Source organism: Agrobacterium sp. 22-214-1, assembly GCF_053522465.1.
Genome location: NZ_JBNWCK010000003.1, coordinates 291520 through 305164 on the forward strand (window position 1 = coordinate 291520; position 13645 = coordinate 305164).

The 13645-nt window shown below is 59.3% G+C and carries 12 protein-coding genes; 5 read left to right on the forward strand and 7 right to left on the reverse strand.

From position 1 onward, the window contains the following. Positions 1 to 67: 67 nt before the first annotated feature. A complete protein-coding gene (locus ACQZ5G_RS14375; RefSeq protein WP_003524064.1) occupies positions 68 to 1174 on the reverse strand; it encodes a branched-chain amino acid ABC transporter substrate-binding protein in 1107 nt (368 codons plus the stop codon). 285 nt (positions 1175 to 1459) lie between these two features. Between ACQZ5G_RS14375 and ACQZ5G_RS14380 the strand changes: the two genes are divergently transcribed. Continuing rightward, complete coding sequence (locus tag ACQZ5G_RS14380) at positions 1460 to 2635, forward strand: DUF3095 domain-containing protein (protein WP_003524066.1); 1176 nt, start codon at positions 1460 to 1462, stop codon at positions 2633 to 2635. Between the two features lie 130 nt (positions 2636 to 2765). Here ACQZ5G_RS14380 and ACQZ5G_RS14385 read toward each other — a convergent pair whose 3' ends face one another. From ACQZ5G_RS14385 to ACQZ5G_RS14400, 4 genes are all read right to left on the reverse strand, one after another. Further along, positions 2766 to 3086: an ArsR/SmtB family transcription factor gene (locus ACQZ5G_RS14385; RefSeq protein WP_003524068.1), complete on the reverse strand. Its 321-nt coding sequence runs from the start codon at positions 3084 to 3086 to the stop codon at positions 2766 to 2768. A gap of 544 nt (positions 3087 to 3630) precedes the next feature. Then, a complete protein-coding gene (gene choV / locus ACQZ5G_RS14390) occupies positions 3631 to 4677 on the reverse strand; it encodes a choline ABC transporter ATP-binding protein (RefSeq protein WP_003524070.1) in 1047 nt (348 codons plus the stop codon). Next, complete coding sequence (gene choW, locus ACQZ5G_RS14395) at positions 4674 to 5525, reverse strand: choline ABC transporter permease subunit (RefSeq protein ID WP_080857067.1); 852 nt, start codon at positions 5523 to 5525, stop codon at positions 4674 to 4676. The genes choV and choW overlap by 4 nt, the downstream gene beginning before the upstream one ends. A 285-nt stretch (positions 5526 to 5810) precedes the next feature. Next, entirely contained in the window at positions 5811 to 6713 is a 903-nt protein-coding gene (locus ACQZ5G_RS14400) for a choline ABC transporter substrate-binding protein (RefSeq protein WP_448737054.1), read from the reverse strand. A 387-nt stretch (positions 6714 to 7100) separates the two neighbouring features. Here ACQZ5G_RS14400 and ACQZ5G_RS14405 point away from each other — a divergent pair, with 387 nt between their 5' ends. The 3 genes from ACQZ5G_RS14405 to ACQZ5G_RS14415 all read left to right on the forward strand — a co-directional run bounded on the left by ACQZ5G_RS14405 (position 7101) and on the right by ACQZ5G_RS14415 (position 9638). Further along, positions 7101 to 7682 (forward strand): thymidine kinase, encoded by a 582-nt coding sequence (locus tag ACQZ5G_RS14405; RefSeq protein ID WP_080851141.1) that lies wholly within the window; start codon positions 7101 to 7103, stop codon positions 7680 to 7682. Positions 7683 to 7795: 113 nt separating this feature from the next. Then, positions 7796 to 8248 carry a pseudoazurin gene (locus ACQZ5G_RS14410; RefSeq protein ID WP_003524080.1) on the forward strand — a complete coding sequence of 151 codons (453 nt, stop codon included), beginning with the start codon at positions 7796 to 7798 and terminating at the stop codon, positions 8246 to 8248. A gap of 238 nt (positions 8249 to 8486) precedes the next feature. Continuing rightward, on the forward strand, positions 8487 to 9638 hold the full coding sequence (locus tag ACQZ5G_RS14415) for a DUF2333 family protein (protein WP_059754200.1): 1152 nt from the start codon (positions 8487 to 8489) through the stop codon (positions 9636 to 9638). Between the two features lie 30 nt (positions 9639 to 9668). Here the strand turns inward: ACQZ5G_RS14415 and ACQZ5G_RS14420 are convergent, their stop codons facing one another. After that, positions 9669 to 10385 carry a helix-turn-helix transcriptional regulator gene (locus tag ACQZ5G_RS14420; protein ID WP_448733628.1) on the reverse strand — a complete coding sequence of 239 codons (717 nt, stop codon included), beginning with the start codon at positions 10383 to 10385 and terminating at the stop codon, positions 9669 to 9671. Positions 10386 to 10485: 100 nt separating this feature from the next. Further along, positions 10486 to 11007 (reverse strand): TIGR00645 family protein, encoded by a 522-nt coding sequence (locus tag ACQZ5G_RS14425; RefSeq protein WP_003524933.1) that lies wholly within the window; start codon positions 11005 to 11007, stop codon positions 10486 to 10488. Positions 11008 to 11366: 359 nt separating this feature from the next. Between ACQZ5G_RS14425 and ACQZ5G_RS14430 the strand changes: the two genes are divergently transcribed. Continuing rightward, the gene (locus ACQZ5G_RS14430; protein WP_448736516.1) at positions 11367 to 13607 is read left to right on the forward strand and encodes a TonB-dependent hemoglobin/transferrin/lactoferrin family receptor; all 2241 of its coding nucleotides are present in this window, start codon (positions 11367 to 11369) and stop codon (positions 13605 to 13607) included. Positions 13608 to 13645: the final 38 nt, after the last annotated feature.

Below are 13645 nucleotides of genomic sequence, written 5' to 3' on the forward strand. Positions count from 1 at the left end.
CTGCCCCAACCCCTTTTCCGGCCGTAAAACGATACCGGCCGCACAAGGTGCGGCCGGTAGGATCAGCTTATTCGGCTGCGACGATCTTGCCGTCCTGCCACTTGAACAGCGAGAAGGCCTGCGAGGTCAGGTCGCCGTTTTCGCCGTAGGTCACCTTGCCGATTGCGGTCGGGAAAGCGTCACCGCTTTTCAAGGCCGTGGCGACCGCTTCGGAATCCTTGGCGCTTCCGGCCTTCTCGATGCCGGCCTTCAGCACTTCGACGGCAGCGTAAGCATTGAGCGTGAAGGCTTCCGCCGGAATGTTGGCGGCCTTCAGCGCTTCGGCAGCAGCCTTGGAATCGTCGTTCTTCAGCGCGTCGGAAGCGTTGGTGAAGATCGTGCCTTCGCCAGCCTGCGAACCGATGTTCCAGAACTCGCTGTTCGACAGGCCGTCACCGCCGATGACGGCAGCCTTGGAGCCGATATCCTTCAGCTGGCGCACCAGAAGACCCGCTTCCGGATGGTAACCGCCGAAATAGACGATGTCGGCATTGTCGGACTTCAGACGGGCCGTCAGCGCGCCGAGATCTTTTTCGCCGGGCGTCAGCGCATCGTAGAGAACTTCGGTCACGCCGCCGGCATTCAGCGTGGTCTTGAAGGCGTCCGCCAGACCTTTGCCGTAAGCACCCTTGTCGTGAATGATGGCGACCTTCTTGTCCTTGAGGTTGGCGAGAACATATTTCGCCGCAACCTCGGCCTGCTGGTCGTCACGACCGCAGGTACGGAAAACGTTGGCAAGGCCACGGTTGGTCAGGCCCGGCGCGGTCGCCGTCGGCGTCACCATCAGCACGCCGTTTTCGGCAAAGACATCCGATGCCGGAATGGCGACGCCGGACGTCACCGGACCGACGACGAAGTGGATGCCTTCGGCAACCAGCTGGTTGGCCGCGGAAACGCCCTGCTTCGGCTCACCGCCGTCATCGGCAAGCTTCAGCACGACCTGTTCGCCGAGGATGCCGCCCTTCTTGTTGATTTCATTGACTGCCGTCTGGGCGCCGTTCTTCACCTGGTCGCCATAGGCGGCGACAGGACCGGTGAGCGGCGCAATCAGGCCGATGACGATTTCGGCATGAGCAAGGGGTGCGAATGCGAAGGACGCTGCAAGCGTCACGCTGGTCAATGTCTTCAGTTTCATCCTGGTGTCTCCTTAAAGGGGGTCGCGGGACCCGGTGAGCGCCATGGGGCGCCGACCGAATGAAACTATCGGACGCCTCCCGGCGAAAACTCGTTCCATTTTTGAATTCCGAGCCTTCCACTCAACTCATACGGAAGGTTTGATGATTTATGCAAGTCACTTTGCTGGATTAGCTCTATTCGCGGTAAATCAATCGCCGGATCGGCCGTGATTGCGCCGCCTGAATGGACGCATCGACCTTCCGTAAACGCTTGGCGTTTGGCCGCCGCTGGAGGATAATACGCCATGATCGCAGCAGACGAAGAATTTCTGACGGGCCTGCCCGTCTTCCGGCATTTTGAAGACGTGGCCGACCCGGCGCTTTATCGCGCCCTGCCGCCGGGATGGGGGCTGGCCATCGCCGATATCATCGATTCGACCTCGGCAATCGGCACCGGCCGCTACAAGGCCGTCAACATGGCCGGTGCGGCGGTCATATCGGGCGTATCGAACAGTCTAGGACGTCACGATCTGCCCTTCGTTTTCGGCGGCGATGGCGCCGCTGTCGCGGTGCCGCCACAGGGGCTGTCTGTCGCACGCACTGCGCTTTCGAATGTGCAGCGCTGGGTGAAGGACGATCTCGATCTTGCCATGCGCGTGGCGCTGGTTCCCGTCGAGGATATTCGTGAAAATGGCTTCGATATTCGTGTCGCGCGCTTTCAGGCGAGCGAGGATGTTTCCTACGCCATGTTTTCGGGCGGCGGCAACAGCTGGGCGGAAGCGCGGATGAAGGAGGGGCAATATGCCCTGCCCGCAGCCGAAACGGGCGAGCGTCCCGATCTCACCGGTCTTTCATGCCGCTGGAACCCCATTCCGGCCACGCATGGCAAGGTGGTGTCGATCATCGCCGTGCCGGGGCCATCGCGGGACATGCCGGCATTTCGCCAACTGGTCGTCGATCTTGTCGATCTGGCCGAACAGGACGCGAGGCACGGCCACCCCGTGCCCGAAGATGGGCCGAAACTCGGTTTCGTGCGCGAGGGTCTCGGCCTCGAAGCCCGTGCCGGCGCTGCCTATCACGATGTCTGGGGCAAGATGCGCCGCTCGTTTCGCATTCTCGGCGAGTCCCTGCTCGTCAATCTCTTAAGCGTGACGGGGCTCTCGTTCGGACCGTTCAATGCGATACGCTACCGGCGTTCGGTCGCGAGCAACACCGATTTCAGGAAATTCGACGACGGCCTGAAGATGACGGTGGATATCGACGCTGCACGGCTCGAAAAAATCCGCGCGCGGCTGGAACAGGGCCGCGTCTCGGGAAGCTGTTATTACGGCCTGCACGAACAGGATGCCGCATTGATGACCTGTATCGTTCCGTCTCCGCTTTCGAGAGACCATATGCATTTCGTGGATGGTGCCGACGGCGGATATGCGGCTGCGGCAAGCCGTCTCAAGCAGCAGATGCAGCTTGCTGCGCCGGCCTGAAAACCGCGCCAATACGCAGCCACCGATCCCTGTGCCGGATGCACACAGCCAAGGCCGCTGAAAAGAAAAACCGGCGTCGTGCGCCGGTTTCAATCGAGTGATGCTGCCGGGCCTTAACAGGGCCGTGGGATCACGCAGCGGTCTTGCTGCTCTTCTGCGCCTGGCAGTAAATTTCCTCGAGGGAGGCGAGGATCTTTTTCACGGATTCGGAATTGCTGGAATAATAGATGGTCTGCGCATCCCGTCGTGTCTTCACCAGCCGCTGGGCACGCAATTTCGAAAGATGCTGCGAGAGAGCGGACTGGCTGAGACCAACCTGTGAAGCGAGAACACCAACCGGCACTTCCGTATCCACCAGCGTGCACAAGATCATCAGGCGCTTGGGATTCGCCATGGCTGAGAGCAAGTCTGCAGCGGCGATGCTATGTTCCGACAGAGATTGGTTATCCATACGCTCAAGTCTCCTGATGACAGTCGAAAAAGACGGTCATGGTGGCTATTATAGGTGTTCCAAAAGGTGTTTTTATAATTCAGTCGATACGTTGTATATACCTAAATCTTGCTTATATCGTGTCCCTTTCAAAGACTATTCTTCACCGGTTATTTACTTAAAATATTGTGACCAAATTATCAGCTTTTTGCCTGTTTTTTGTCAATTTAATGATAAACGCATGTATTAGCAGCAGTATTTATAAGCAATAAACGATCAAAAGTTGAGCGCCTCAATCTTAACACCCGATGCCGGATTTTGGGGTGACAATCTATTACCACCTTAAATTTAGCAGCGAGCTAAAGAATCTAGATTAACTTTGCGCAATTTTCTCTAAGTTTGCAATATGATTTTTATTAGTAATTATTTTCCTGCATAACTTGTGATATCAAAAATATTCTTTGCTACCGTGGGAAGGTATAACTTGCGCCGCAAAGACCTTGCCGGAAAAGAAAAAGGGCCCTCCGCGCGGGAAGGCCCTTTCTCTTTTCAGACAGGCGAATCGTTATTTCTTGCGGTGACGCGTCAGCCCCGCCACGACTTCATCGGCGGAAATCGTGCCGACGATCGCACCGTTGTCGACGACGCCGATCGCGCCGGAATGTTTTGACAGCGCATCGAGAATATCGATCAGCGGCGATGACGGACGGGCGGTGGCGGCGACTGTCATCTGGCCGTTGCGTTCGTCCACCCCACGCTTCATCACATCCGCGGCGGTCAGCATGGAGATCGGGTTCATGTTCTGCACGAAATCCGCGACATAGGGCGTGGCCGGCTGCTTGACGATCTGCTGCGGCGTTCCGCACTGGATGATGCGTCCGCCCTCCATCATGGCGATACGGTTGCCGATGCGGAAGGCCTCGTCCAGATCGTGGCTGACGAAGAGGATAGTTTTCTTCAGCCGGCTCTGGAATTCCAGAAGCTCGTCCTGCAGCCGGCTTCTGATGAGCGGGTCGAGCGCCGAGAACGGCTCGTCCATCAACAGGATCGGCGCGCCCGTGGCAAAGGCTCTCGCCAGCCCCACACGCTGCTGCATGCCGCCGGAAAGCTCTCCCACCTTGCGGTCGGCCCAGGCGGAGAGATTGACCAGTTCCAGCTGCTCGGCCACCATGCGCTTGCGCTCGGCTTCCGGCACGCCGGAAAGCTCAAGCCCGAAGCCGACATTGTCGGCCACATTGCGCCAGGGCAGAAGGCCGAATTGCTGGAAGACCATGGAGACCGTGTGCATGCGCAGATCGCGCAGCGATTTCGCCGTTGAGCGATAGGGATCGACATAGCCGGACTTGGTCTTCACGCCGACATTGCCGCGCACCACGGGCGCAAGCCCGTTGACGGCCCTCAGCAGGGTCGACTTGCCCGAGCCGGAAAGCCCCATGAGCACGAGTATCTCGCCCTCGCTGACCGAGAGCGAGGCATTGGCGACGCCGAGAACCAGTCCCGTTTCGGCATTGATCTCGTCACGCGTGCTGCCCTTGTCGATCAGCGGCAGCGCCGCATCGGGCCGGTCGCCGAAAACGATATCGACATTTCCGAAGATGATGGCGTCACTCATAGATCATCCTCCGCGCCGGGAAGGCGGAAAAGCCGGTCGAGAACGATCGCCAGTACGACGATGCACAGTCCCGCTTCGAAGCCCATGGCGATATTGACGGTATTGAGCGCGCGCACCACCGGCACACCCAGACCATTGGCGCCCACCAGGGCGGAAATGACCACCATCGACAGCGACAGCATGATCGTCTGGGTAAGGCCGGCCATGATCTGCGGCGCGGCGAAGGGAAGCTCCACCTTGCGTAATACTTGCGACGGCGTGGCGCCAAACGCGACGGCCGCCTCCACCAGCGCCGGCGGCGTCGACACGATGCCGAGGCGGGTGAGCCGCACGGGAGCCGGAATGGCGAAGATGACGGTGGCGATGAGCCCCGGAACCATGCCGAGACCGAACAGCACCAGCGCCGGGATGAGATAAACGAAGGTGGGGATGGTCTGCATCAGGTCCAGCACCGGGCGCATGCCGGCATAGATCCATTTGCGCCGTGCCGCCAATATGCCGAGCGGTATGCCGATGATCATGCACACGGCGCTGGCGGCAATGACGAGCGCCAGCGTTTCCGTCGTCGCCTTCCAGTAGCCCAGATTGATGATGAGCAGCAGGCCGAGCGCCGTGAAGACCGGCATGCCGACGGAGCGGCGCGTCCAGGCGGAAAGCGCCGTCAGGATCGCCACGATGATGAGCGGATGCGGCGCCTGCAGCACATAAAGCAGGGCGTTGATGACGCTTTGGAAAATGAAGGAAAGCCAATCGAAGAAAAAAGCGAGATTGCCGGTCAGCCAGTCAATGGCCTCCTTGGCATATCGGCCGACGGGCAGGCGGTTTTCAGGAGCGCTGAGCCATTCCACGGTAAGAAAAGACCTTTCGTGAACTAAAACAATTCCGGCAAAAGTGCAGAGCGGTTTTGCGTCCGGAATTGCGCAGACAACAAAGAAATAGAGCATCGTCATCCCGTTTCACCGGGCTTGCTCCAATGCAGAAATGACGGCCGGCAGCGGAACTGCCGGACGCGGTGCTGGCGCATGACCTTCAATGTCTGAAAATTCACAGGCAAGGTCATGCATGGGCATCGTTATTTCCCGCTGATCCGGCCTGCCGCGCAGGCCGGAAACAGTCATGCATCGTCTTGCGGCTTAGAGGCCGAGAGCCTTCTTGGCGGCAGGCAGGGCATCAGCACTGCCGTCCTTGGTCTTGACGTTGGCGAGCCAGGGCTCGATCGCCGTCGGATTGGCCTTCAGCCAGGCGGTTGCAGCCGCCTCGCCCTCAAGGCCGTCATTCAGGATCTTGCCCATGATCTCGTTTTCCATGGGCAGGGAAAATTGCAGGTTCTTGAGGAAAGCGCCGACATTCGGGCACTCCTCGACGTAACCCTTGCGGACATTGGTATGGATCGTCGCGCCGCCGAGATTGGGGCCGAAGACCTCGTCGCCGCCGGTCAGATAGGTCAGCTTGAAATTCGCATTCATGGGATGCGGTTCCCAACCGAGGAAGACGATGGGCTCGCCGGATTTTTCAGCGCGCGCCACCTGGGAGAGCATGCCCTGTTCGGACGACTCGACCACCTCGAATGACTTCAGACCGAAACTGTCCTTGGCCACCATGTCGAGAATCAGGCGATTGCCGTCATTGCCCGGCTCGATACCATAGATCTTGCCGCCGAGATCGGCGCTGTGGGCGGCGATGTCCTTGAAATCCTTGATGCCGAGTTCGGCGCCCTTGGCGTTGGTCGCCAGCGTGTATTTCGCGCCGGTCAGGTTTTCCCGCAGCGTTTCCACGGATTTGTCTTCGCGATAAGGCGCGATATCGCCTTCCATGGTCGGCATCCAGTTGCCGAGGAAGACGTCGATGTCCTTGTTTTTCAGGGATGTGTAGGTAACGGGTACGGAAAGAAGCTTGACGTCGGTTTCATAGCCAAGGCTTTTCAGAAGCACGGTGGCGGTGGCCGTCGTGGCGGTGATGTCGGTCCAGCCCACATCGGAAAAGCGCACTGTGCCACAGCTTGCCGGTTCCACAGCACCGGCCGCACTGAACGTCATGGAGGAGATTGCTGCGGCCAAGGCCAGACAGCGGCTTCTATTTGCAAACATATGGCTTGCTCCCTGTTTTTTCGTTCCCTTGCCATTATCAATATCTGCCGGACACAATCAACTCGCGCGCATTTGCGTGCTTTGGCGCACCGTTTGCGACAAAATCGTGAAAATCACCGGGTTTCAACGCCCGAATGCGACAAACAGTCCGGTTGCGGAAATCTGTGTTTTTCCCGCTGCGGCACTTTTCAATCCGCTTCTCCGCCGTCAAAAGACGCTGGCTGCAGCATCGGCATAAACGAGAATCGGCTCCGTGAGTCGCGATGTGCCGATTCAACAGGTTGGAGCATTGTTGAGAAGCGTCCGAAGGACGCAAGGGCGCTCCGGGAGTGGATAATGGCAAAACTCTATTTCAATTATTCGACGATGAATGCCGGCAAATCGACCATGCTGCTGCAGGCATCCTACAATTATCAGGAGCGCGGCATGCGCACACTGATCTTCACGGCCGCCTTTGACGACCGGGCCGGCGTCGGCCGTGTCGCCTCGCGCATCGGCCTCTCCTCCGACGCCCTCACCTTCGATGACAATACCGACCTGTTCGCCGAGGTATCGGCCCTCACTGCCGAAGCACCGGTCGCCTGCGTTTTCATCGATGAAGCCAACTTTCTCTCCGAACACCATGTCTGGCAGCTTGCCGACATTGTCGACAGGCTGAACATCCCGGTCATGACCTATGGCCTGCGCACGGATTTTCAGGGAAAGCTCTTCCCCGCCTCGAAAGAACTGCTCGCCATTGCCGACGAGCTTCGCGAAATCCGCACCATCTGCCATTGCGGCCGCAAGGCGACGATGGTGGCCCGCTTCGACAATGAAGGAAAGGTCGTGACGGAAGGCGCGCAGATCGATGTCGGCGGCAACGAGAAATATGTTTCCTTCTGCCGCCGCCACTGGGTGGAGACGTTCAAGGGCGAGTGAACATCTGCGTCCGGTTGCCGCATTTGATTTTCCGCAAAGATGGCTCCCCCGCTCCTGGGCTAAGACGACGGCGACACATTCGCGTGGATGTGCTTTCTCTCAGGAGCAAAACTATGCAGAACAGAACTGCCAAATTCGCCGGCCTCGCCATTCTCGCAGGTCTTTTCGCCTTTCCCGCCCTTGCTGCCGAAATCGAAGTGAAGATGCTCAACAAGGGCAGCGACGGTCAGGCGATGGTCTTTGAGCCCGCAACCGTCAAGGCCGCCGTCGGCGACGTCATCACCTTCGTCCCGGTCGACAAGGGCCATGATGCGGCAGCCGTGAAGGACATGATCCCCGAGGGTGTCGCAGACTTCAAGGGCAAGATGAACGAGACGGTGAAGTTGACGGTCGAGAAGGAAGGCGCCTACGTCGTCAAATGCACACCGCATCTGGGCATGGGCATGATCGCGCTCGTTGTCGTCGGCGATGCCGCGCCGGCCAATCTCGACGCCGTCAAGAACGGCAAACTGCCGAAAAAGGCACGCGACCGGCTGAACGACGAGATCGCCAAGCTCGGCCTCTAGGCGCATATCCCTTCTGTTCCGCGGCGGCTGTTGCTCCACAATCGGTGTGGAAAGCCATAATGGCCGGCGCGGACCGCAGGTTGAGAAAAGTTTCGCAATCATGTTGTATCCCGGTTGACCGGGACATATCTGGAAGACAGTAAATGACCGCGGTTTATACGAAGCGCCGAAGGGCGCGGGTGGGCCGCGTGTTTTTCTTCCGGCGTCCAGCCCCACGGGCAGAGGAGACTATGACGACATGATCGACCGGATCACCGCTTTGATTCAGGCAGCCTTCAGCGCCATCGGCAGGGCCGCCGGTCTTCTCGTCGCCTGGCTTCTGTGGCCCTTCATGGCCGCCCACGGCTGGTACAGCGGCCGCAACTGGCTCATCAAGGGCCCGATTGCCCTCATCGTCATTCTTCTTGCCGGCTTTTACGGATATTTCATCTGGCAAACCCAGGTCTGGACGAATTTCGACCCGGATTACGTCGCGCGCTACAAGCTTGAAGAGCGCACCGTGCCTGCCGGGCAGGAATTGCCCGCCGCCGCCCCGGCGGGTGGCGCAACGGGTGCCGCCGCAAACACATCGGCGCCGGTCTGCCAGCGTTCGGCCATCGTCGACGCGGCCGCCGATCTCACCGATTTCAACGTCAACCAGAACGCATGGATTTCCTCCATGCTGCTCTATCGTCTCGGCCTTTTCGGCATGGACTGGGACAGCACGCCGTTTCTGGACAACAAGGCGTCATTCCAGCGCGGCGTAAACCAGGCCGTGCGCCGCACCTCGGTGGAACTTGTGGATACGCTCGGTCGCGTGCGCGGAACCTCCGGCATCAACAACAATCTCCAGGAAGCACGCGGGAACATGCAGTTCAGCGAATATTCCTGGTATTTCGGTCTCGATCCTTTCGGCCCGAAGACGCCGACGCCGGCCTATTACCGCGCCGCCATCCGCAGCTTCCAGGCCTTCAACGGCGAGCTCGCCGCCTGCAAGGCCGTCTTCGATACCCGCGCCGACAACCTCATCCAGTTCATCGACCGTATCGCCGGCGATATCGGCTCCACGTCTGCAATTCTGCGCGAGCGTTCGGAAAACTATAATGGCGGCTGGTTCGATACGCGCGCCGACGACCGCTTCTGGTTCGCCTATGGCCAGCTCTACGGCTATTACGGCGTGCTTTCCGCCGCCGGATCGGACTTCGCGCAGGTCATCCGCGAGCGTAACCTGACCAACCTGTGGAACGACACGCTGTTGCAGACCCGCGCAGCCCTGCGCATCCAGCCGGCGATCATTTCCAATGGTGAGGAAAGCGGCTGGATCATGCCCTCGCACCTCGCCACCATGGGATTTTACGTTTTGCGGGTTCGCTCGAATCTCGTCGAGCTTCGCTCGGTTCTCGACCGGTAAGGCGCGGCCTGCCGGGAACGACAGGGTCGATCAGTCTATCAGGCCAAGGCGTATGGTCTTGGCCACCAGCTGGGTGCGGTTGACGCAGTCGAGCTTGCGGATGGCGTTGTTCATATAGGCATTGACGGTATGTTCCGAGATGGACAGAAGCTCGGCGATCTCCACGGAGGTCTTTCCCTGCGCCGTCCAGCGCACCACATCGAGTTCCCGCTTCGTCAACGGCGACGGACCTTTTGAGTTGGTGCGGCAAAGCCGGTCATAAACCTCCAGCGCATGCAGCACGATCATGCTCAGCTCGTTGAGCGCGGCTTGCGGCAGGATATCGCGATCGCCCGCGAAATTCATCAGATGCCGGTTGCCGTACATGCCGTGTACCGGCACCATCAGACCGGACGTAATGCCCATGCTGCTCAGCGAGGCCGCCGCATCCACCAGCGGTCCGCAGGCAATATCCGGATCCTGCAGCGACCAATATTGCGGCATCATCGACGACGCCCCGCGCTTGATGACGGGACAGTCCCCAAGCGCGCCGTCCCTGGTCATCGCATTCACGACCCAGATGGGCAGGCTGCTTTCGACAACCGTCGGCAAGGCATAGGCATTCTGGCCGCCGGGCAAGCGCAAAAGGGTCACATAGGCGTAACCGAAGGCGCGCATCACTTCCCGCAGCGCCTCCAGCCATTGGGATTTGTCGGCCGCAGCCGACAGATCGTCGCAAAGTCTGGCCTGACGCTCCGTCTTCACCATTCACGCACCCTCGACACGCCGGGACGCAGCGCCCGGAGCGAGAAACATGCGGCGTGGCCAGAACGGGGTTGCGACCTTCATATCGGCTGGACCATCCTGATCAAAGCACCGGCTTTTCGGATTTGTCCTTCGGCTTGGCCATCAGTTTTTCCAGGAAACCGAGCATGACCGCCGAGACGACAAAAGCCAGATGAATGATGGTGAACCACATCAGCTTGCTGTCCGAATATTGACTGGCGTTGAGGAAGATTTGCAGCAGGTGGATCGACGAGATCGCCACAATCGACGACGCGACCTTGATTTTCAGGCTACCGGAATCGAGCTTGCCCAGAAAGGAAACCTCGGCATCGGCATCGTCGAAGCGGCTGACGAAGTTCTCGTAACCGGAAATCATCACCATGACGATCAGGCTGGCGACCAGCGCCGCATCGATCAGACCCAGCATGGCGAGGATCATGTCCGCTTCGTCGTAGGTGAAAACGTTTTTCGCAACTTTCAGAAACTTGAGCGCAAAGGAAAACGCATAAACCGCCAGTGCCGCGACGAGCCCGAGATAAAAAACGACGAGCAGCCAGCGGCTGGAGAGGATGATCCGCTCGACGAGCAGTTCAAGAGACTTCATTTCCGTATCCGATTAATAATCTGTTTATTGTTGGGGCATGGTTTGTTTCGCCATGTAAACTGGCTGCGAATATCCTAGCAAGCGGCAATGTCGGGACTTTGACCGTACCGTGGCGTTTTCACACCCCATTCGCCAGTCAGGTTCGAGAGCGGATAAGCGTCATATTTTTGCAACACACTGTTATGCTTTAAAACATGATGCGAAAAGTCATATATAATAATGTTGACAGTTATAATCATGTTTTTTAGTCCTCGCTTATCGGCTCGCCCGTAACAATCAAAACAGTTTCAGCCGCGGCGGCAAGCGCGGCGTGCTTTCGCACGCCGTGGCCCATTCGCGCGCCTACCTGGGGGTACTTAATGTCCATTTCGCGCACGCATTCCGCGCTGCTTCTGTGCACTGCCATCTCTTTTCTGCCGCTTGCCGGCCCCGCGCGGGCACAGGATGCCGCGACGCAGGCGGACGGCGCCACCACGCTTGAAAGGATCGTCGTCAAGGGCAAGCGCGTCAAAAGCGCCAATGCCGCCGCCGACACGCCGCTGGCGAGCCAGACCACGGCGGAAGACATCCGCAAGAAGGATATCGGCAGCATCAAGGACCTCGGCAACAGCACGGAGCCGGGCGTCGATTACGTCGATGCCAAGCCCGGTCGGCCCGGCGGCCTGTTCATTCGCGGCCTCGGCGGCGCACGCGTCGTTACCTTGATCGACAATATTCCCGTTCCTTACTTCAACAATTTCGCCCGCCAGGGTCAGGCAACCACCACCCTCAGCGACACAAGCTCAAGCTTCGATTTTTCCTCGCTCTCGACGGTCGATGTGGTGCGCGGCGCAGATTCCAGCCGTATCGGCTCCGGTGCTCTCGGCGGCGCGCTGGTGCTGCGCACGCTCGAGCCGGAAGACCTGATCGGCGAAGGCAGGGACTGGGGCGGCGTGGCCAAGACCACCTATGACAGCGAAGACAGAAGCGTGGGCGGATCGCTCGCCGTCGCCAGGAAAATCGAGAACACCTCGGTCCTGTTCCAGGGCTCCTACAAGCGCGGCAACGAGACGGACAATAAGGGCACGGCCGATATCTACGGAACGCGCCGCACCAAGCCCAATCCCGCCGACACCTATGAAAGCAACCTGATGTTCAAGATCCGTCAGGATCTTGAAGGCGGTCACCGCATCGGGCTGACGGCCGAGCGTTATTCTCTGAGAAACCGCAGCGACATGAAGACCCTGCAGGGCGTCAGCGTTTCGGGCTCGACCTACCGGATCGGCGACTACCGGGGCTACGAGGATACTGAGCGCGATCGCGTATCGCTCGACTACGAATACGAAGCGCCCTCGACCGACGGCTTCATCGACGCCGCCAATCTCTCGCTCTACTGGACGCGCCTTTCCAAGGAATCCGGCGCGGGTGACCGCCTCACCAACAATTCGCTCTATATTCGCGAAGACAGCATGCGCAACAGCGCATTCGGCATCGTCGGCGGCCTTGAATCCGGCTTCGAGCTTGGCGGCGTGCAGCACACGGTCCGTTTCGGCGGCAACGCCATGACGACCGATTTCAGCCAGGAGCTTTACGCCAACACGGCCGGCGTGACGTCTTCGTCCCAGTCCGACATGCCTGATGTGAGCGGCAAGAGCCTCGGTCTTTATCTCGATGACGAGATCGCCTTCGGCAACGGCTTCCGCCTGACCCCCGGCCTGCGCTTCGATTCCTACGACTACGACCCGGATGGCTCGGTTTCCAGCAATGGCGGCTACAGAACCTTCGGCCTGCCGACCGGCAACAGCGGCTCGCGCTTCTCGCCGAAGCTTCTCGCGACCTATGACGTCACGCCGGAACTGCAGCTCTTCGCGCAATGGTCGATGGCCTATCGCGCCCCGACGATCAACGAACTGTACCTGAACTTCTCCAACATCAGCTCCGGTTACGCGGTGGTCGGCAATTCCGCCCTCAACCCCGAGACCAGCAACGGTTTCGAAATCGGCGCGAACTACGCCTCCGGCGACCTCACGGGAAGCCTGACGCTGTTCCACAACAAGTACAAGAACTTCATCGAGCAGTACACAACCTCGACGACGCTCTTCCCCGGCTTCGGCGGCAGGGGCAACGGATCGCTCTTCACCTATCGCAACCGTAACAATGTCGAAATCTCCGGTGTCGAAGCCAAGGTCCGCAAGGATCTCGCAAACGGCTTCTTCGCCCATGCTTCGCTCGCTTACGCCTATGGCAAGGACACCGACACCAACGAATTCATTCGCACGGTCGCGCCCTTCAAGTCCGTCGTCGGCATCGGCTACGAGCAGGACGTCTGGGGCACGGAATTTACCGGTGTCTTCTCCTCCGGCATGCGTGACGACAGGGTGGCCAACACCTTCGACGCCCCCGGCTATGGCGTCTTCAACCTGACCGGCTGGTGGGAACCGGAACAGACCAAGGGCCTGCGCATCCAGGCCGGCATCTACAATCTGTTCGACAGGAAATACTGGAATGCCGTCGGCGTTCGCGACGTGAACCCGAATTCCGTCAGCACCGTCAACCAGCCGGCCGACTTCTATACGGAAGCCGGACGCACCTTCAAAATCTCTCTGACCCAGAAATTCTAAAACCGGGCAGAAACATCATCTCCAGTCGGGGCGGCCTT

What these genes read in the sequence shown, in the direction of transcription:
- ACQZ5G_RS14405 (WP_080851141.1), top strand. Translation starts at nt 7,101, where the DNA reads ATGGCAAAACTCTATTTCAATTATTCGACGATGAATGCCGGCAAATCG.
- ACQZ5G_RS14425 (WP_003524933.1), bottom strand. Translation starts at nt 11,007, where the DNA reads ATGAAGTCTCTTGAACTGCTCGTCGAGCGGATCATCCTCTCCAGCCGC.
- ACQZ5G_RS14410 (WP_003524080.1), top strand. Translation starts at nt 7,796, where the DNA reads ATGCAGAACAGAACTGCCAAATTCGCCGGCCTCGCCATTCTCGCAGGT.
- ACQZ5G_RS14375 (WP_003524064.1), bottom strand. Translation starts at nt 1,174, where the DNA reads ATGAAACTGAAGACATTGACCAGCGTGACGCTTGCAGCGTCCTTCGCA.
- ACQZ5G_RS14430 (WP_448736516.1), top strand. Translation starts at nt 11,367, where the DNA reads ATGTCCATTTCGCGCACGCATTCCGCGCTGCTTCTGTGCACTGCCATC.
- ACQZ5G_RS14400 (WP_448737054.1), bottom strand. Translation starts at nt 6,713, where the DNA reads ATGACGTTCAGTGCGGCCGGTGCTGTGGAACCGGCAAGCTGTGGCACA.
- ACQZ5G_RS14420 (WP_448733628.1), bottom strand. Translation starts at nt 10,385, where the DNA reads ATGGTGAAGACGGAGCGTCAGGCCAGACTTTGCGACGATCTGTCGGCT.
- ACQZ5G_RS14415 (WP_059754200.1), top strand. Translation starts at nt 8,487, where the DNA reads ATGATCGACCGGATCACCGCTTTGATTCAGGCAGCCTTCAGCGCCATC.
- ACQZ5G_RS14385 (WP_003524068.1), bottom strand. Translation starts at nt 3,086, where the DNA reads ATGGATAACCAATCTCTGTCGGAACATAGCATCGCCGCTGCAGACTTG.
- ACQZ5G_RS14380 (WP_003524066.1), top strand. Translation starts at nt 1,460, where the DNA reads ATGATCGCAGCAGACGAAGAATTTCTGACGGGCCTGCCCGTCTTCCGG.
- choV (WP_003524070.1), bottom strand. Translation starts at nt 4,677, where the DNA reads ATGAGTGACGCCATCATCTTCGGAAATGTCGATATCGTTTTCGGCGAC.